The following is an 18,321-nucleotide window of genomic DNA, read 5'->3' as shown; positions in this document are numbered from 1 at the left end:
GCTTTTTTACAGGCCCATCAGTGGTCGGCTCAAGCGGCCGAGATGTTCAGAGTGCCGGCCAAGCTGGCGCTTACCGGCCCGTTGTCGCCGCCAGCGCAAGCCAGCGGTCATGCAAGATCTTTGCCTGCGCGCGCAACTGCTCTGGTGATGTGGCGCCGTCGTTGGTGATGACGTCGTCCGCGATGTCCAGGCGAGTTTGCCGCGCAGCCTGTGCCGCCATAATACGCCTGATGGCTGGCTCCGTCAGCCCGCTGCGAACCTGCACGCGAGCCACTTGCGTGTCGGGGTCGCAATCCACCACGCAGATGCGATCCACGCGCCCGCGCCATCGCGCCAGGGACTCCACCAAAAGCGGCACATCGAACACCAGATACGATCCGGTCGCGGCAGCCGCCTGGCGCCGTGTTTCTTCAGAGATGATGGGATGCAGCACGGCTTCCAACCGCCGCCGCGCCTGGGGGTCCGAGAAGGCGCGCTCGCGCATCCATTCGCGGTTGAGCGCGCCATCAGGCGTCAGCGCCTGCGCGCCGAACTCAGCTTCGATGGCAGGCATGGCCGCGCCGCCCACCGCCGTCAGCGCACGCGCGATTTCGTCTGTGTCGACCAGCGTCGCACCCCATTCCACCAGCATGTCGGCCACGCGGGACTTGCCCGAACCGATGCCGCCCGTCAGCCCAATCTTGAACATGATGCTTATCCTTTCTTGCCGGACGTCCGCCCTAGCGCATTAACTGCCACAAGCCGGCATCGCCGCCCAGCAGCAACATCACGATACCGGCCAGGGCCAGGTACGGCCCGAAGGGCAGCGGCTGCCCGCGGCTGGCGCGTCCGCTAAGCGTCAACGCGCCGCCAATCACCACGCCCACTACCGATGCCGCCAGCAACAACATCGGCAGCGACTCGGCGCCAAACCACGCACCTAATGCCGCCAGCAATTTGAAGTCGCCGTAGCCCATGCCTTCGCGCCCGGTCAGCAGACGGAACAGATGGAAGATCAGCCACAAGAACACATAACCGGCCACGGCGCCGATCACCGCCATCGGCAGCGTGGTGAACGTACCGAACAAATTCACCAGCAGGCCCGCCCAGACCAAGGGCTGCGTCAGCACATCCGGCAGCAGCGTGGATTCAAAATCAATCCAGGCCAAGGCGACCAACATGGCCGACAGGCCCATGGCAAACAAGGCTACGGGCGTTGCGCCATAGCGCCACGCACAGGCCGCGAACAACACGCAGGTCAGCAATTCAATCGCGGGGTAACGCCAGGCGATGACTGCGTTGCAAGCGGCGCAGCGTCCACGCAGCAGCAGCCAACCCAGCATTGGCAGCCGGCGCCAGCCGCGCACCGGGGCATTGCAGGCCGGGCAATGCGAGGCGGGTCGGAAAAGGCCATCAGGGCTGTCCGGCCGCGCCCGCCCCACCGCATCCAGGCACTGCGCCTGCCATTCGCGTTCCATCATGCGGGGCAGCCGATAGGTCAGCACAGTGAGCCAGCCACCGACGAACAGCCCGGCCAACGCAGCCACACCGATAAACACGCCCAACGGAATATCGAAGACCTGCCACACCATGCTCATGCCACCGCCTGACCCGCGCGCGCGCCCTGTCCCGCGCCCCATCTGTGGACCAGAAGGCAAAAGGCGAAACACCGGTCGTGTCGTTTATTGTGCATAAAGTGCTGGCTACACCCAAGAGCGGCTAAGGGAACGTATCGAATCTTCGCATAAGTGCGTAAAATCGGAGACAGACTCAATTCACGGATAAGCTGCCATGACCGCCCGCGTCGACATCGTTACCCGATCCCGCAAACTTAGCGTCATGGGGCTGCTGCTGGCCGGAGGCGCCTTGGGCGCGGCTGGCTGCGCCCAACAGAAAACCGAAGGCTATTACGACCCCCCGGTTGAAAGCACGGTGACCGATGCCCAATACCAGGGCTCGGGCGCCGGTTACCGCAGCGTCATCCGCGCGCCGTCGCAAGTGCAAATCGCGCTCAAGCCCGATGCCCGCAAGCCGCAGAACCAGGCCGCGCAAGCCTCGGCGGAAGCACCCACCACGGAAGACGGCCAGCCCGTGCCGGAAGGCGCCAACAACGCCGGCGCCGCGTCCGCATCTGCCCCCGCCCCGGCACCCGCCAATGCCGCCGCGCAGAGCCTGGTGCCGCAGCCGCAAACCTATATGGGCACCCTGCCGTGTTTCTCGCCCGCCATGCAATGCACGGCGCAGCGCGTCACGCTGACTCTGGCGCCCAACGGCCGTTGGCGCGGCCGCACGGCCTACCTGGACGACGATCCCAAGAAGGGCCCCGCCGTCACCGAACAAGGCTGCTGGGACGCCACCGACGAACGCCCGCCGCGCGTCATCCTGATGGATGCCAACGGCAACGTCCGGGTTGAATTCCTGGTTGCCGCCAACAATGTGCTGCGTGTGCGTTCCATTGGCGGCCAGACGCCGAACCTGAACTACAACCTGACCCGCCAGCCGGACCTGGATCCGATTGACGAGCTGGCCAAGGCCGCGGCGCCCAAGTGCCCCTGATGCCATGAAGGCCATCAAGGCCATATAGGCCATGGAATGGCGGGCCGGCTGAATCTGCCCCGGTTCGCAATGCAACGCCCATCGGGCCTGACGAACACCGCGTTCGCCGGGCCCGATTGTTTTAGGGCTCCACCCGGCCCAACATAGGCGCGTCATGGCTCGATGCCGAGGGAGTCAGGGCCAGGCTCCGGCTCAAGTCCAGCAGACCTGGCCCCAGGTCCCGGTTGATAGCCAGACCCGCCTGCACCGGGCGAACTGGCGCCGTATTCCTGCGCAGGTTCGTGCAACACATGGCCAGACGCCGGCGCATGCGCGGCGGGCACCATCAAACCCGCGGGCAAATCGTCCCGCGCGGCTTCAAGGATGGGAGACGCACCGGAGCGGCCGTGCGCGCACAGACGGCAAGCCAGCTGCATGGCGTTGCGTGCATCAAGCTTGGCGAAGATGCGGGCGCGATGGGCCTCGGCGGTGCGCAGCGAAATGCCCAGGTCGATGGCGATGACTTTATTCGGGCGGCCGGCCGCCACATAGTCAACGATTTGCCGTTCGCGGGGCGTCAACGCGGAAAGCGCCGTTTCAAGATCGGGACGGAAAACACGCATGGGGCGACTCTTTTTTGCAATGTAGGATTACAAGAAGTCTGCCCGGCCGCCCAAAACGGCGATAGCTGGCAATTCTGTCAGGGGGGCGGGACGCTGCCGGGACACCAGCCCCGAGGCGAGCCCCGCCCCTGTGCAGGATCAGGCCTTGTAGGCCAGTTCCAGATTGTCGATCAGGCGCGTGGCGCCCAGCTTGGCGGCTGCCAGCACCACCACGGGTTCACCGGCCTGTAGATCGGCGGCGTCAGGGCGATTCAGGTCTCGTTGACGACGCAAGGCGATGTAATCGACCTTCCAGCCACGCTGGGTCAGATGGTTGGCGGCGTCGCGCTCCAGAGCCAGGGCATCGCGCTCGCCTTGGGTCAGGCGCTGGCCGATGTTCTGCAAGGCGGCGTACAGCGCGGGCGCCTCGGCGCGTTCGCCCTCGGTCAGGTAGCGGTTGCGCGACGAGAGCGCCAGGCCGTCGTCGGCCCGCACCGTTTCATGCGCCAGCACTTCCACCGGCAGTTGAAACTGGCGGCACATATTGCGCACCACCATCAACTGTTGATAGTCCTTCTTGCCGAACACGGCTACGCGCGGCTGCACGCAGGAAAACAGCTTCAGCACCACTGTGCTGACGCCTTCGAAAAAGCCGGGGCGGAACTCGCCTTCCAGGATGTCGCCCAAATCATTCGGCGGCTGCACGCGGAAGTTCTGCGGTTCGGGGTACATCTCGCGCTCATTGGGCGCGAACAGCACGTAAACGTCGCGCGCCTGCTCCAGCTTTTCGATGTCGGCGGCCAGGGTGCGGGGATATTGGTCGAAGTCTTCGTTGGGGCCGAATTGCAGGCGGTTCACGAAAATACTGGCCACCACGGGGTCCCCGTGCTGACGCGCCAGTTTCATCAAGGACAGGTGGCCTTCGTGCAGATTGCCCATCGTGGGCACGAAAGACACGCGGTTTTGCCCGCGCAGGTGATCGCGCAATTCCTGGATGGTGTGTACGACTTTCAAGGGGACTCTCCGGGGTTGGGGGCAGCCCGGTCAGGATCAGGCCGCGACCGCCGCCACGCTGGTGTAAGCCAGGCGGACATAGATGGGCGCGTAGGGCTCGGCCTGCGTAATCTCTAGCAAGGATTCGCGGGCCAGCTCCAGCATGGCGATGAAATGCACGACAACGACCGCCGCGGGCGCGCCCTCGCGGACACGTTCCATGAAGAGGTCGCCGAATTCCATGAAGCGCACGTCGTTCAGACGCCGCAGGATATGCGTCATGTGGTCGCGCACCGACAACTGTTCGCGCGTGATGTGATGGTGCTGGTTCAGCTTGGCGCGCTTCATGATGTCGGCCCAGGCCAGGCGCAGGTCGTCGACGCTGACCTCGGGCATCATGCGTTCAACGCTGAGATCGGCCACGGCCTGGCTGCTGACGAAGTCGCGGCCCAACTGCGGCAGCTTGTCGAGCTTTTGCGCGGCCAGCTTCATCTGCTCGTATTCAAGCAGGCGGCGCACGAGTTCGGCGCGCGGATCCTCGGGCTCTTCGCCGGTATCGGTCTTCTTTACCGGCAGCAGCATGCGCGATTTGATTTCAATCAGCATGGCCGCCATCAGCAGATATTCCGCGGCCAGCTCCAGATTGGTGATGCGGATCTGGTCCACATAAGACAGGTACTGCCGCGTGACATCCGCCATCGGGATGTCCAGCACATTGAAGTTCTGCTTGCGGATCAGGTACAGCAGCAGGTCCAGCGGCCCTTCGAACGCCTCAAGAAACACTTCCAGCGCATCCGGCGGAATGTACAGATCCGTCGGCATCTGGAACAGCGGCTCGCCGTACAGGCGCGCGAACGCCACGCTGTCGACGGTGTCTGGCGTGCTGTCCACAGGCGGCGCCACTAGCTTGGCCAGGGCCTCGCCAGGGACTGAAGGGTTACGGGACATGTCTGCCGCAACGGGGATCAGTCTGCCGAGTACACGTACGGTTTTTGCGGCACGCGGGCCGCACGGAAGCCTTCAAGCAGCTCCGAATCTTGCTGTTTGTCCCACAGACGAGCGCGGCCTTCACGCTGGCGTTCTTCCGTGCCAGGGTGCGACTGCTTGAAGTCTTTCAGGAAAAGGGTGATCTCGGATTCGTAGTTGGTCGCCATGACGCCAATTTCAGTAGGTTGCAGATCCGACGAGTTTACTTCACGCCGGGCAAATGCCCGGCGTTACAATCGTCAGGCATCCAACGCCCCCTCCCGCCATGTCAGCCGAATCCGCAACCGCAGCCAATCCCGCTCCGCCCTCAAACCCGGACGCGCTGCGCGCGGCACGCATGATCCCCTTCATTGTGGGCTGTGCGCTGTTCATGCAGATGCTGGACGCCACCGTCGTGGCCACCGCCCTGCCCGCCATGGCGCGGGCGCTGGGGTCCACACCGGTGCGGCTGAACGTGGCAATTACGTCCTACCTGCTGGCGGTGGCCGTGTTCGTGCCGATCAGCGGCTGGGCGGCTGACCGCTACGGCGCCCGCCGCGTATTCCTGGCCGCCATCGGGCTGTTTACGCTCAGTTCGGTCGCCTGCGCCCTCTCGCAGGACCTGCCTCAGTTGGTCATGGCACGGATCGTCCAGGGTATGGCGGGCGCGATGATGGTGCCCGTGGGGCGCATCATCCTGCTGCGCACGGTGCCCAAGCAGGATCTGCTGAAAGCCATGTCTTTTTTGTCCATCCCCGCGCTGCTGGGCCCGGTGATCGGCCCGCCGCTGGGCGGCTTCATGGTCACGTATATGTCGTGGCACTGGATTTTCCTGATCAATATCCCTATTGGCGTGTTGGGTATTGCGCTGGTGCTGCGCTATGTGGCTGAAATCAAGGAAAAATCGGCGCCACGCCTGGACTGGCTGGGGTTTCTGCTTAGCGCGGTTTGCCTGGCTTCGCTGGTCAGCGGCTTTGAGGCCATCGGCCGCGATGTGATGCCCTTGCCCATGCTGCTGGGGCTGATCGCGGTGGGCGCGGCATGTGGATTTCTATACGCCTGGCATGCCCGGCGCATCGAACATCCCATCATCAACCTGTCGCTGATGCGCATTCCCACGTTCGCCATTTCCACGCTGGGCGGCAACCTGTGCCGCTTCTCCGTGGGCGCCACCCCGTTCCTGCTGGCCATGCTGCTGCAGGTGGGCTTTGGCCTGACGCCCTTCGCGGCCGGCATGATCACCTTTGCCAGCGCCGCTGGTGCGCTGCTGATGAAGTTCGTGGCCACGCCCATCGTCCGGCACTTCGGTTTCCGCCGCGTGCTGACCGTGAATGCGCTGCTTACCGGCGTGTTCATCATGGTGTGCGCCACCTTCACACCCGCCACGCCGGTCTGGTTGATGATTGCCGTTTTGCTGGTTGGCGGCTTCTTCCGTTCGCTGCAGTTCACCGGGGTAAATACGCTAACCTATGCCGACATACCCCCGTCCAAAATGAGCCACGCCAGCAGTTTCGCCGCCATGGCGCAACAACTGGGCATCACGTTGGGCGTCGGGGTGGCCGCGGTGACGCTGAACGTCAGCATGACCCTGCGCGGCGCCGAGACGCTTGCGGTCAGCGACGTCATCGCCGGCTTTCTCGTCATCGGGCTGATGTGCATGGCCTCGGTCCTTTCCTTTAGACGCCTTGAGCCGCAGGCCGGGGCACACCTGAACGGCGGCAAACAAAGTGACGACGAATGAATTTGTCCTAGCCCTGGACCAGGGCACGACCAGCTCGCGAGCCATCGTATTCGACCGCGAAGGCGTGGTGCGCGGCGTCGGCCAGCGTGAATTTCGCCAGCACTATCCACGGCCGGGCTGGGTGGAACACGATGCCGGCGAGATCTGGCACAGCCAATTGGACGTGGCGCGCGAAGCGCTGCGCAACGCCGGCGCCACCGCCGCCGATATTGCCGCCATCGGCATCACCAACCAGCGCGAAACCACGCTGATCTGGGAACGCGCCACCGGCCGCCCGCTTGCCCGCGCCATCGTCTGGCAAGACCGCCGCACCGCGCCAATGTGCGACCAACTGCGCAACGACGGTCACGCCGACTTCCTGCAATCGCGCACGGGCCTGGTGCTGGACGCCTATTTTTCGGGCACCAAGCTCGCGTGGCTGCTGGACCACGTGCCGGGCGCACGCCAGATGGCCGAGCGCGGCGAGCTGGCTTTCGGCACGGTGGATACCTGGCTGATCTGGCAGTTGACCGGCGGCGCCGTGCACAGCACCGATTGCAGCAACGCGTCGCGCACGATGTTGTTCGATCTGCACACGCAGGATTGGAATGACGAGATCCTGGCGTTGTTGAACATTCCGCGCAGCGTGCTGCCGCGCATCGCGCCCAGCAGCGCGGTCGTGGGTGAAGCGCTGCCGGAATGGTTGGGCGGCTCGATCCCCATCGCGGGCGTGGCCGGCGACCAGCAGGCCGCCACCTTCGGCCAGGCCTGCTTTGCCCCCGGCATGGCGAAGAACACCTACGGCACCGGCTGCTTCATGCTGATGAACGTGGGCGACAAGCCGGTGCAGTCCAAGAATCATCTGCTGTCGACCGTGGGCTGGGGCCTGCCGCAAGCGGGGGTTGATGGCTGGAAGCCCACCTACATGCTGGAAGGCGGCGTGTTCGTGGCGGGCGCGGCGGTGCAATGGTTACGTGATGGGCTGGGCATCATCCAGCGTTCGGAAGAGGTGGAATCCCTGGCGGCCAGCGTGTCGGATACCGACGACGTGTTCATGGTGCCGGCCTTCGCGGGCCTGGGCGCGCCGCACTGGGATCCTTATGCGCGCGGCACGCTGGTGGGCCTGACCCGCGGCACGACCCGCGCGCATATCGCGCGAGCCACGCTGGAATCCATCGCGCTGCAAAGCGCGGAGTTGCTGACCTGCATGAACGGCGACAGCGGCATCGCGCTGACCGAACTGCGGGTAGACGGCGGCGCCGCCCGCAACGACCTGCTGATGCAAATGCAGGCGGATCTGCTCGGCGTGCCGGTAGTGCGCCCGCGAGTCCCGGAGTCGACGGCCTTGGGCGCCGCGGGCTTGGCTGGGCTGGCGGTAGGGTTCTGGGGCAGCCAGGACGAATTCGCCTCCAAGTGGCAAGCCGAACGCACCTTCGAACCCGCCTGGCCGCAAGCCGTACGCGAAGCCCGGATGAAACGGTGGCGGCAGGCGGTGGAATTGTCGAAGGGTTGGAGTTCAGGGAAGTGATGGGTTACGTGCGATGCGGGCCTGCGTTCGCGGGCCGACCTCCTCGCACTTCACCCATCCTACAAGGCACGGCCCCGCATCCGTAGGATGGGTGCAGCGCGCGAGGCCCGATGCAAGAACCCCATCATCAACCGCGCGAAACCCATCAAGCAACGCACATCGTAGGATGGGTGCAGCGCGCAAAGCCCGACGCAAGAACCCCACCACCCACCGCGCGAAACCCATCAAGCAGCGCACATCGTAGGATGGGTGCAGCGCGCAAGATCCAACGCAAGAACCCCACCATCAATCGCGCGAAACCCATCAAGCAGCCCCCACCGTAGGATGGGTGCAGCGCGCAAAGCCCGACGCAAGAACCCCACCACCCACCGCGCGAAACCCATCAAGCAGCCCCCCACCGTAGGATGGGTGCAGCGCGCAAAGCCCGACGCAAGAACCCCACCACCCACCGCGCGAAACCCATCAAGCAGCGCACATCGTAGGATGGGTGCAGCGCGCAAGATCCAACGCAAGAACCCCACCATCAATCGCGCGAAACCCATCAAGCAGCCCCCCACCGTAGGATGGGTGCAGCGCGCAAAACCCAACGCAAGAACCCCGCCGTCAACCGCGCGAAACCCATCAAGCAGCACCCCATTCCCACCAGAATCAGCCACACCCGATCGCGCCGATCAAGCCGCCCGCACCCCAATCGCCACCACCCGCGCGCTAAATTCCTTCAGCAACTCCTCCCTGACCTGCTCCGCCCGCGCCAAGGCCTCTTCCTTCACGTGCCCGTACCCACGTATCTCTTCCGGCACACTAGCCAGCGCGACAGCCTTATCCAGATTCCCGCGATTCAATTTCGACAAGATCGCCGTCAGCGTTTCCCGATACTCCCGAATCAACTCCCGCTCCGCGCGTCGCTCCGCCGTATACCCAAACACATCCAGCCTTGTTCCGCGCAAGCGCCGCAGTTTCGCCAACACCCCAAACACCTTCAGCATCCCCGGCCCATAACTGCGCTTGATCAGATGCCCTTTCTTGTCGCGCCGCGAGAACAGCGGCGGCGCAAGATGAAAATGCAGCTTCCAGTCTCCTTCAAACTGCTCGCCAACCTTCTTCACAAACTCGCCATCGGAATACAAGCGCGCCACTTCGTACTCGTCCTTGTAGGCCATCAGCTTGAAGTAATACCGCGCTACCGCCAGCGCCAGCCGCTGCGTACCGGTGGCTTCCTGTTCGGCGCGTGCCACCTTGTCCACCAAATCCGCGTACTGCTTGGCGTAGGCCGCGTTCTGATACTCGGTGAGGAAGGCCTTGCGCTGCGCCACCACTTGCGCCAGTTCACCCGTTGGCTTCTTCAGCTCGACCACCGGGTTCGCCGTGCGCGGCCGCTTGATCTCGATGATGTCTTCCGGCGGCGCCAGCGGCACGCCGCCGTTGGCCATCAACCGCGCTACGTCGGCCGGGTCATGCGCCGCGCGGCGGCCCCAGGCAAAGGCGGTGAGATTGTTTCCAACCTGCTGGCCGTTCAACTCAATCGCGCGCAGCAGCGCCGCTTGCGATAGCGGAATCCAGCCTTTTTGATAGGCGTATCCCATCATCAAGGGATTGGAATAGATCGCGTCGCCCAGCAGCGCCACGGCCATCGCGGCGGCATCAACCGCGTACAGCTTGTCTTTGCCGCACGCGGCTTGCAGGTCCGCCGTCAGGTTGGCGCCAGGCAGCGTCCAATTGGGGTTGGCCACGAATGCAGCCGTGGGCGCGGTGTCGCTGTTCAACAGCACGCGCGTGCGGCCAGGGCGCACACGCGCCATGCTGTCCGCGCTGGTCGCCACCACCAGGTCGCCCGCCAGCAACAAGTCGGCCTCGCCCATGGCAACCCGCGTATTCAACAAATGGCCGGGAGATTCCGCCAGCACCACGTGCGAATACACCGCGCCGCCCTTTTGCGCCAGGCCGGCCATATCCAGCACCGAACAGCCCCTGCCCTCCAGATGCGCGGCCATGCCCAGCAATTGCCCAATGGTGACCACACCCGTGCCGCCCACGCCGGCAATGAACACGCCATACGGTTGATCCAGCAACGGCACACAGGGCTGCGGCACGCCTTCGTCCACCACACCCTCTTGCGACAAGGCCTTGGGCTTTTTCAGCTTGCCGCCTTCCACCGTCACAAAGCTCGGGCAGAAGCCCTTCAAACAGGAAAAATCCTTGTTGCAGCTTGATTGGTTGATCTTGCGCTTGCGGCCGAACTCCGTTTCCAGCGGCTCCACCGACAAGCAATGCGACGCCTTCGAGCAATCTCCACAGCCTTCGCACACACGCTCGTTGATAACCACGCGGCGGGCGGGGTCGGGGTAGGCATTGCGTTTGCGGCGGCGGCGTTTTTCGGTGGCGCAGGTCTGGTCATAGATCAGTACCGATACCCCGGGATGCTCGCGCAGATCGCGCATCACCGCGTCCAGTTCGTCGCGATGCATCACCGGCACGCCGGACGCCAAGTCAGAGATGTCCTTGTATTTGTCCGGGTCGTCCGTCACCACCACGATCTTGTCGATGCCCTCGGCCGCCACCTGCCGGCTGATCATCGGCACGTTGATAGGGCCGTCCACCGGCTGCCCGCCCGTCATGGCAACCGCGTCGTTGAACAGGATCTTGTAGGTGATGGGCACCTTGGCCGCCACGGCCGCGCGTATCGCCAACAGGCCCGAATGAAAATACGTGCCGTCGCCCAGGTTGGCGAAGACGTGCTTTTCTTCAGTAAAGGGAGCCTGGCCCACCCAGGGCACCCCTTCTCCGCCCATCTGCGTATAGACCTCAGTGCTGCGGTCCATCCACCTGACCATGTAGTGGCAGCCGATGCCCGCCATGCCACGCGAGCCCTCCGGCAAGCGGGTCGAGGTGTTGTGCGGACAGCCCGAACAGAACCACGGCTTGCGCTCTTCCACCACGCGCGGGCGCGCCAGCGCCTGTTCGCGCTCGCGGATGAATGTCAGGCGCGCATCGATGCCGGCGCGCACGTCTTCCGGCAGATCAAAGCGCATCAGCCGCGCGGCGATCGCACGCGCCACCATCGCGGGCGAAAACTCGTAGTGCGCGGGCAGCAGCCAGTTGCCCTGCGGCACGGACCATTCGCCGCCATCCTTGTCGTCGAACTTTCCAACCACGCGCGGAATCTTCTTGCCGCTGCCGATCCAACTGAACAGCTCTTCCTTCAGTTGGTATTCCAGCACCTGGCGCTTTTCCTCCACCACCAGAATCTCGTCCAGCCCCTCGGCAAACTGCTGCGTGCCGGTGGATTCCAGCGGCCACACCATGCCCACCTTGAACAGGCGCAGGCCGATGCGCTGGCACACGGTTTCCGTCAAGCCCAGGTCCGACAGCGCCTGGCGCGTGTCCAGATACGCCTTGCCCGACGTCATGATGCCAAAGCGCGCATCGCGTTGCGGCAAGTGCCAGAGCTCACGATTCAGCTTGTTGGCGCGCGCGTAGGCCAGCGCGGCGTACAGCTTGTAGTCCAGCAGCCGCGCCTCTTGTTGCAGCGGCGTGTCGGCCAGGCGGATGTTCAGGCCGTCGGGTGGCAAGATGAAATCTTCGGGCAACTGGATTTGCACGCGCTGCGGGTCCACGTCCACCGACGCGGACACTTCGACGATATCGGTGATGCACTTCATGCCCACCCACACGCCCGCGTAGCGGCTCATGGCCCAGCCGTGCAGGCCGTAATCCAGCACTTCCTGGACGCTGGACGGAAACAGCACCGGAATCATGCAGGCCTTCAGGATGTGGTCGCTCTGGTGCGGCAAGGTGGATGACTTGGCCGGATGGTCGTCACCCGCCACCACCAGCACGCCGCCATGGCGCGACGTGCCCGCTGCATTGGCGTGCTTGAAGACGTCGCCGCAACGGTCCACGCCGGGGCCCTTGCCGTACCACATGCCAAAGACGCCGTCGTATTTTGCGCCGGGAAACAGGTTGACCTGTTGCGAGCCCCAGACCGCTGTCGCCGCCAGGTCTTCGTTGATGCCGGGCTGGAACTCAACGTGGTGCGCCTTCAGGTGCTTGGCCGCCTTCCACATGTTCTGGTCCACCCCTCCCAGCGGGGACCCGCGGTAGCCGGACACGAAGCCCGCCGTGTTCAAGCCCGCCTGTGCATCGCGCACGCGCTGCATCATGGGCAGCCGGACCAGGGCATGGATGCCGCTCATCCAGGCGCGCCCGGATTCCAAGGTGTACTTGTCGTCCAGCTGGACGGATTCAAGCGCCGTGCGTACGGCGGCTGGCAGGGGGGCATTCATGTCTACTCCAAAATTCTGGAGGCCCCCTCCAGCGACGCGAGCCGCCTCGCTTGACGGTCACGCGGGCCAACAAGGGCCGTGAAAGTGAAGTCGTGGCGCGTTCGCGCTGTAGTGCCAATAGTTGTAACCGCTCGTCCAAAGCCCGGCAAGAGGGCGATGCGATAATTGCCGCCATGGACTTCGCCCCTCGAATCGTTGCCTGGCAACGCCAGCATGGCCGCCACGATCTGCCCTGGCAAAACACACGTGACCCGTATCGGATCTGGCTATCCGAGATCATGCTGCAGCAAACGCAAGTGGCCACGGTGATTCCGTATTACGAGCGCTTCCTGCAACGCTTTCCGGACGTGGCCGCGCTGGCCGCCGCCACGCAGGAAGACGTGATGCCGTATTGGGCGGGGCTGGGCTACTACGCCCGCGCCCGCAACCTGCATCGCTGCGCAGTGCAGATCGCTGAAAACTGGAACGGAAGTTTTCCGCCTTCCGCCGAAGCCATCGCCACGCTGCCCGGCATCGGCCGGTCCACCGCCGCCGCCATTGCCGCCTTCGCCTACGGCGAGCGTTCACCCATTCTGGACGGCAACGTCAAGCGCGTGTTCACCCGCCACTTTGGCATCACTGGCGACCCCGCCAAGCGCGAGATCGAAACCCGGCTGTGGGCGCTGGCCGACGCGCAGGTCGAGGCGGCGCCCGGCCTGGACATGGCCGCCTACACGCAAGGCTTGATGGATCTGGGCGCCACGCTCTGTACGCGCGGCAAGCCCGCCTGTGATCGATGTCCCATGGCACAGACCTGCGTCGCCCGCCGCGAAGGACGCCAGGCCGAACTGCCCACGCCCAAGGTGCGCAAGACGATCCCCGAACGCGAAACGGGCATGTTGGTGCTGCAATACCAGGGCGCTTTCCTGTTGCAGCAGCGGCCTGAACCGGGCATCTGGGGCGGGCTCTGGAGCCTGCCTGAATTCGACGTAGCGGGCGACCCCGACGCCGCTTCCCGGGCGCTGGGCCTGGAACCCGAACAACGCTTTGAGCTGGCCGCCTTCGCGCACACGTTCACGCACTACCGACTGCACATCCGCCCCTGGCTGGTGCCGGTGCGCGCGGCCAGCCTGCGCGAATCGTCGTTACCCGAACGCTGGGTGCCGGCCGACAAGCTGGCGTCGATGGCGCTTCCCGCGCCGGTCAAGAAGCTATTGCAGGGCCTGGTCGACGCGGGGATGCAAGACAGTTTGTTCTCCACGGCCAAGGCCTGAACGCTACCGGTCTTCAGGCGCCGCGCCGCTCAACAACATCACCAGCTTCAAGTCCGGATGCGTGGCCAGCCGGAACGTGATCTGCTGAAACGCCAGCTTGCCGTCGCGCGGATGCTGGAATTCGCGCAAGCCGCCTTCGCGCTCCACCACCGCGTGGCGCGTCCACCAATGCGCGAACACAGGGCTTTGGCGGCTCAGCGTGTCCAGCAAGGCCAACACGGCGGACTCATCCAGATGCGCGCCCGCGTCGGCGCGAAATTCCGCCACGACGCGGCGCGCGCGCTGGTCCCAGTCCACCACCAGATCACGGGCGGCCGGGTCCAGGAAGATGTAGCGCAGCAGGTTGGGTTCGGGGTCGCGCGTGGGCCAGTTGTCGAACAGATCGCGCAGCGGCTCATTACAGGCCAGCACGTTCCAGGCGCGGTCCAGCACATAGGCCGGCGCGTTGATCGCGTCCACGCATTCCTGCAAGGGGCCGGGCGCGGCGCCCGCGTCGTCGCGCGCGTGTTGCGGGTCGGCGCAGTCGGCCAGATCGAACAGGTAGGCGCGTTCCGCGCGCGCCAATTGCAGCACGCCCGCAATGCGCGACCACACGGACGGCGACACCGAGACCTCGCGCCCCTGTTCGATCCACGTGTACCAAGTGACGCTGATGCCGCACAACTGCGCGACCTCTTCGCGGCGCAGGCCCGGCGTGCGCCGCCGCATGCCTTCGGGCAGCCCGGCCATGCGCGGGGTGATGCGGGAGCGCGCGCTGCGCACGAATTCACCCAGTGCCTGGCGGCGCAGGGGCGATCCGTCTTGGGAGGCCGTGCCTTGGGGGGAAGTAGTCATACCAGGATAAGCAATGGACTTGTACGTGTATAAAGGCCGGCCTATCTTAGCGCCTGCACCTGACATCCCGCACAACGCCATTAAAGGAATCCCATGACCGCCAGCACCCACGACGCCGCCGTCGACCGCCAGTTCAGCCCCCGCGCCACGGCGTACCTGACCAGCGCCGTCCACGCCCAAGGCGAAGACCTGCTGCAAATGGCCGGCATCGCCCGCCAACACCCCCAGGCGCGCGTGCTGGACCTGGGCTGTGGCGGTGGCCACGTGAGCTTTCACGTGGCGCCCGAGGTCAAGGACGTCACCGCCTACGACCTGTCCCAGCAAATGCTGGACGTGGTGGCGGGCGAAGCCGCCAAGCGCGGCCTGGCCAACCTGGTCACGCGCCAGGGCAAGGCCGAATACCTGCCCTTTGCCGATGGCGAGTTCGACCTGGTGATGTCGCGCTATTCCACGCACCACTGGCAAGACGCCGGCCGGGGCCTGCGCGAAGCGTTCCGCGTGCTCAAGCCGGGCGGCATCGCCGTGTTTGCCGATGTGGTGTCGCCCGGCGAGCCGCTGCTGGACACCTGGCTGCAAACGATAGAAGTGCTGCGCGACACGTCACACGTGCGCGACTACTCGGTGGCCGAATGGACGCGCATGCTGACCGAGGCCGGCTTCACGTTGCACGGCCTGTCGCCGCGCCGCCTGCCGCTGGAATTCCAGACCTGGGTCACGCGCATGCGCACGCCGGACACGCTGGTGGCGGCGCTGCGCCATATGTTCAGCATTGCGCCTGACGTGGTGCGCGCGCATTTCGACGTGCAAGAAGACGGCTCGTTCACCAGCGACACGGCCACGATCGTGGTGAAGAAGCCGGGCTGATTCAGGCCAGCGCTCCGCTCACCCCTTGGCTGCGCAGCGCGTGCGCCGCCTGCGACACGGCCCGTACAAAACGCGGGTCGTCGCCCAGATCACCAAACACCGCAGCCACGCTGGTCAGCGTTTCCGTCCAGGCCAGCATGGCGGCCGGCCCAGGGCCACTGCGTTCAGCGGCAAGTTCAGCTTGCGTATAGCGTTGCGCCAGCTCGGCGGCCATCGGGTCCTGGATGTCGTAGCGCAAGCCTGCCTCATCAACGCCACGCAGGAAATGCAGCCACGCGGCAACCGCCAGCGCCAGCTTGCCGATGGGCGAATCCGTCGCCAACCGCGCCCGCACGGTGTCCAGCAAGCGCTGCGGCAGCTTCTGCGAACCGTCCATCGCAATCTGCCGAGTCTGATGCTTCAACGCCGGGTTCTCAAAGCGCTGCAACAGCCTTTGCTGATAGCGCGCCAGATCCAGGCCCGGCAAGGGCGGCAGCGTCGGCACGATTTCATCCTGCATCAACGCCGCCAGATACGCCTTCAACGCGGGCTGCGCCATCGCTTCGTCCACCGTTGCCCAGCCCGCCATCACCGACAAATACGCCAGCGCCGAATGCACGCCGTTGACCGTACGCAGCTTCAAGGTTTCAAACGGCGCGGCCTCGGCCACAAAGCGCGCGCCGCCCGCGGCCCAGTCCGGGCGGCCCGCCGCGAATTGATCTTCCACCACCCATTCCAGATAGGGCTCACCCAACACTGGCCAGGCGTCGTCCATGCCCAGCGCCCGCGCCACATCGCACCGGTCGCGATCGGTTGTGCGCGGCACGATGCGGTCCACCATCGAACACGGGAACGCGCACAAGGTTTCGATCCACGTCGCCAATGCCGGGTCCACCTGCCGCGCAAACGCCAGCACCATGCCGCGCAGCAGATGCCCGTTGCTGGGCAGGTTGTCCAGCGACATCAGCGTGATCGGGCCCTGCCCCGCCGCGCGCCGTTGCTGCAAACCCCGCACCAGAAAGCCGATGGTGCTGCGAGGCGCCTGCGCTTGCGCAAGGTCGTGCACGATGTCGGGGTGTTGCAGGTTCAAGCGGCCGCTGGCCGGATCGTGGCAATAGCCTTTTTCGGTCACGGTCACGCTGACGATGCGCGTGTCCGCATGCGCAATGCGCGCCAGCACGGCCTGCGGATCCTCCGGCGCAACCAGCATTTCCAGCAGGCAGCCGATTACGGTGACTTGCTGTTGCTCGCGGCCGGTCGCGTCGGCGCTACGCAGCGCCAAGGTGTACAGGCCCGCTTGCGGCGCCAGCGCATCGCGCGTGTCGGCCTGCCGCAAGGACACGCCGCAAATGCCCCAGGCCAGATCCTCGCCCCCGCCCGCATGCAGCGCGGCTTCGTTGACCGCCGCCAGATGCGCGCGCGCGAACGCGCCCAGGCCCAGATGCACGATGCCCACGCGCAAGGCGTTGCGGTCATATGTCGGCCGCGCCACGTCCAAGGGCAGCGCGGCAAGGCACTCAGGCGCCAGCCGCTGCACGCCGGCCGCTACCAGTTCCATAGCGTGCCGTCCTGCTGCAAGCGGTTCACCGGCAGGTAGGCGCGCTTGTACGGATACTTGGCGGCCAGCGTCTCGTCGATGTCCACGCCGTGGCCCGGCACATCACCGGGGTACAGCATGCCTTGGGCGAACGTATAGGCGTGCGGGAACACGGCGTCGGTCTCTTCCGTGTGGCGCATGTATTCCTGGATGCCGAAATTGGGCACCCACAAATCAAAGTGCAGCGCCGCCCCCATGCACACCGGCGACAGGTCGGTGGCGCCGTGGCAGCCGGTGCGCACCTGATACAGCGAAGCCAGGTCCGCAATGCGGCGCAGATGCGTGATGCCGCCCGCGTGCACCACGGTGGTCCGGATGTAGTCGATCAACTGGTTCTGCACCAGGTCCTTGCAGTCCCAGATGGAATTGAAGATCTCGCCCACGGCCAGCGGCGTGGTCGTGTGCTGCCGGATCAGGCGGAAGGCATCCTGGTTTTCGGCCGGCGTGGCGTCTTCCATCCAGAACAGGTTGTAGGGTTCCAGCGACTTGCCCAGCCGCCCGGCTTCGATCGGCGTCAGGCGGTGATGCACGTCGTGCAGCAGATGGTGTTCAAAGCCCAGCTTGTCGCGGATGCGGTCGAATAGCTGGGGCGTGTGGCGCAGGTACTTTTCGGTGGACCAGTCGTGCTCGCTGGGCAGGTCGGCGTCGGCGGGTTCGTAGAACAGGTTGCCGCGCCCCACGCCGTAGACCTTGTCCAGCCCCGGCACGCCGCTTTGCGCGCGGATGGCTCGGTAGCCCATGTCCACATAGCGCAGCACTTCATCCAGCGTGTGCTCGATGTCCGAGCCGTTGGCGTGGCCGTAAACCATGACGCCGCTGCGGCTCTTGCCGCCCAGCAGTTGGTATAGCGGCATGCCCGCCGCCTTGGCCTTCAGGTCCCACAGCGCGGTGTCCACGGCGGCAATCGCCGTCATGGTGACCGGGCCGCGCCGCCAGTAGGCGCCTTTGTACAGGTACTGCCAGATGTCCTCGATCTGATGCGCGTCGCGCCCGATCAGGCAGGGAATGACGTGTTCGGTCAGATAGGCCGACACCGCCAGTTCGCGCCCGTTCAAGGTGGCGTCGCCGATGCCGGTCAGACCTTGGTCGGTTTCGATTTTCAAGGTGACGAAGTTGCGTCCCGGCGAACAAACAATCACGCGAGCATTCGTAATTTTCATTTTGGTTTTCGGGTAGGCGGAAGGGGAA

The 18,321-nt window shown here is 65.2% G+C and carries 15 protein-coding genes; 5 read left to right on the top strand and 10 right to left on the bottom strand.

Translation table 11 applies throughout. The features are described 5' to 3' along the window. Nucleotides 1-70: 70 nt before the first annotated feature. Nucleotides 71-688: a dephospho-CoA kinase gene (coaE, locus tag P8T11_RS22435; protein ID WP_268079956.1), complete on the bottom strand. Its 618-nt coding sequence runs from the start codon at nucleotides 686-688 to the stop codon at nucleotides 71-73. Nucleotides 689-719: 31 nt separating this feature from the next. After that, a complete protein-coding gene (locus tag P8T11_RS22430; protein WP_268079957.1) occupies nucleotides 720-1,577 on the bottom strand; it encodes a prepilin peptidase in 858 nt (285 codons plus the stop codon). A 193-nt stretch (nucleotides 1,578-1,770) separates the two neighbouring features. On the opposite strand from P8T11_RS22430, the gene P8T11_RS22425 reads away from it, so the two are divergent. After that, nucleotides 1,771-2,535 (top strand): copper resistance protein NlpE N-terminal domain-containing protein, encoded by a 765-nt coding sequence (locus tag P8T11_RS22425; RefSeq protein ID WP_268079958.1) that lies wholly within the window; start codon nucleotides 1,771-1,773, stop codon nucleotides 2,533-2,535. A gap of 152 nt (nucleotides 2,536-2,687) precedes the next feature. On the opposite strand, the gene P8T11_RS22420 is transcribed toward P8T11_RS22425, so the two are convergent. The 4 genes from P8T11_RS22420 to P8T11_RS22405 all read right to left on the bottom strand — a co-directional run bounded on the left by P8T11_RS22420 (nucleotide 2,688) and on the right by P8T11_RS22405 (nucleotide 5,263). Next, nucleotides 2,688-3,137: a response regulator transcription factor gene (locus P8T11_RS22420; protein WP_268079959.1), complete on the bottom strand. Its 450-nt coding sequence runs from the start codon at nucleotides 3,135-3,137 to the stop codon at nucleotides 2,688-2,690. Nucleotides 3,138-3,275: 138 nt separating this feature from the next. After that, the gene (panC, locus tag P8T11_RS22415; RefSeq protein ID WP_268079960.1) at nucleotides 3,276-4,130 is read right to left on the bottom strand and encodes a pantoate--beta-alanine ligase; all 855 of its coding nucleotides are present in this window, start codon (nucleotides 4,128-4,130) and stop codon (nucleotides 3,276-3,278) included. 36 nt (nucleotides 4,131-4,166) lie between these two features. Next, nucleotides 4,167-5,057 carry a segregation and condensation protein A gene (locus P8T11_RS22410; RefSeq protein WP_268079961.1) on the bottom strand — a complete coding sequence of 297 codons (891 nt, stop codon included), beginning with the start codon at nucleotides 5,055-5,057 and terminating at the stop codon, nucleotides 4,167-4,169. 17 nt (nucleotides 5,058-5,074) lie between these two features. Further along, complete coding sequence (locus P8T11_RS22405) at nucleotides 5,075-5,263, bottom strand: DUF3460 family protein (protein WP_100853287.1); 189 nt, start codon at nucleotides 5,261-5,263, stop codon at nucleotides 5,075-5,077. A gap of 98 nt (nucleotides 5,264-5,361) precedes the next feature. Here P8T11_RS22405 and P8T11_RS22400 point away from each other — a divergent pair, with 98 nt between their 5' ends. Together P8T11_RS22400 and glpK are read left to right on the top strand one after the other, a co-directional pair. Next, nucleotides 5,362-6,816: a DHA2 family efflux MFS transporter permease subunit gene (locus P8T11_RS22400; RefSeq protein ID WP_268079962.1), complete on the top strand. Its 1,455-nt coding sequence runs from the start codon at nucleotides 5,362-5,364 to the stop codon at nucleotides 6,814-6,816. Then, nucleotides 6,803-8,323 (top strand): glycerol kinase GlpK, encoded by a 1,521-nt coding sequence (gene glpK / locus P8T11_RS22395; protein ID WP_268079963.1) that lies wholly within the window; start codon nucleotides 6,803-6,805, stop codon nucleotides 8,321-8,323. The genes P8T11_RS22400 and glpK overlap by 14 nt, the downstream gene beginning before the upstream one ends. Before the next feature lie 671 nt (nucleotides 8,324-8,994). Here the strand turns inward: glpK and P8T11_RS22390 are convergent. Continuing rightward, complete coding sequence (locus P8T11_RS22390) at nucleotides 8,995-12,606, bottom strand: indolepyruvate ferredoxin oxidoreductase family protein (protein WP_268079964.1); 3,612 nt, start codon at nucleotides 12,604-12,606, stop codon at nucleotides 8,995-8,997. 173 nt (nucleotides 12,607-12,779) lie between these two features. Between P8T11_RS22390 and mutY the strand changes: the two genes are divergently transcribed. Further along, on the top strand, nucleotides 12,780-13,859 hold the full coding sequence (gene mutY / locus P8T11_RS22385; protein ID WP_268079965.1) for an A/G-specific adenine glycosylase: 1,080 nt from the start codon (nucleotides 12,780-12,782) through the stop codon (nucleotides 13,857-13,859). A gap of 3 nt (nucleotides 13,860-13,862) precedes the next feature. Here the strand turns inward: mutY and P8T11_RS22380 are convergent, their stop codons facing one another. Then, nucleotides 13,863-14,693, bottom strand: a complete 831-nt coding sequence (locus P8T11_RS22380; protein WP_268079966.1) for a helix-turn-helix transcriptional regulator — start codon at nucleotides 14,691-14,693, stop codon at nucleotides 13,863-13,865. A 93-nt stretch (nucleotides 14,694-14,786) separates the two neighbouring features. Between P8T11_RS22380 and P8T11_RS22375 the strand changes: the two genes are divergently transcribed. Next, nucleotides 14,787-15,557 carry a class I SAM-dependent methyltransferase gene (locus tag P8T11_RS22375; protein ID WP_268079967.1) on the top strand — a complete coding sequence of 257 codons (771 nt, stop codon included), beginning with the start codon at nucleotides 14,787-14,789 and terminating at the stop codon, nucleotides 15,555-15,557. A 1-nt stretch (nucleotide 15,558) separates the two neighbouring features. On the opposite strand, the gene P8T11_RS22370 is transcribed toward P8T11_RS22375, so the two are convergent. Beyond that, nucleotides 15,559-17,094 (bottom strand): mannitol dehydrogenase family protein, encoded by a 1,536-nt coding sequence (locus tag P8T11_RS22370; RefSeq protein WP_268079968.1) that lies wholly within the window; start codon nucleotides 17,092-17,094, stop codon nucleotides 15,559-15,561. Then, entirely contained in the window at nucleotides 17,082-18,293 is a 1,212-nt protein-coding gene (gene manD / locus P8T11_RS22365; RefSeq protein ID WP_268079969.1) for a D-mannonate dehydratase ManD, read from the bottom strand. Before manD ends, P8T11_RS22370 begins: the two co-directional genes overlap by 13 nt. Nucleotides 18,294-18,321 lie beyond the last annotated feature (28 nt).

This window comes from Achromobacter spanius (assembly GCF_029637605.1).
GTDB classification, from domain to species: domain Bacteria; phylum Pseudomonadota; class Gammaproteobacteria; order Burkholderiales; family Burkholderiaceae_B; genus Achromobacter; species Achromobacter spanius_E.
The sequence above is the reverse complement of the archived record's forward strand: the minus strand, read 5'-3'. Positions and strand labels throughout refer to the sequence as shown.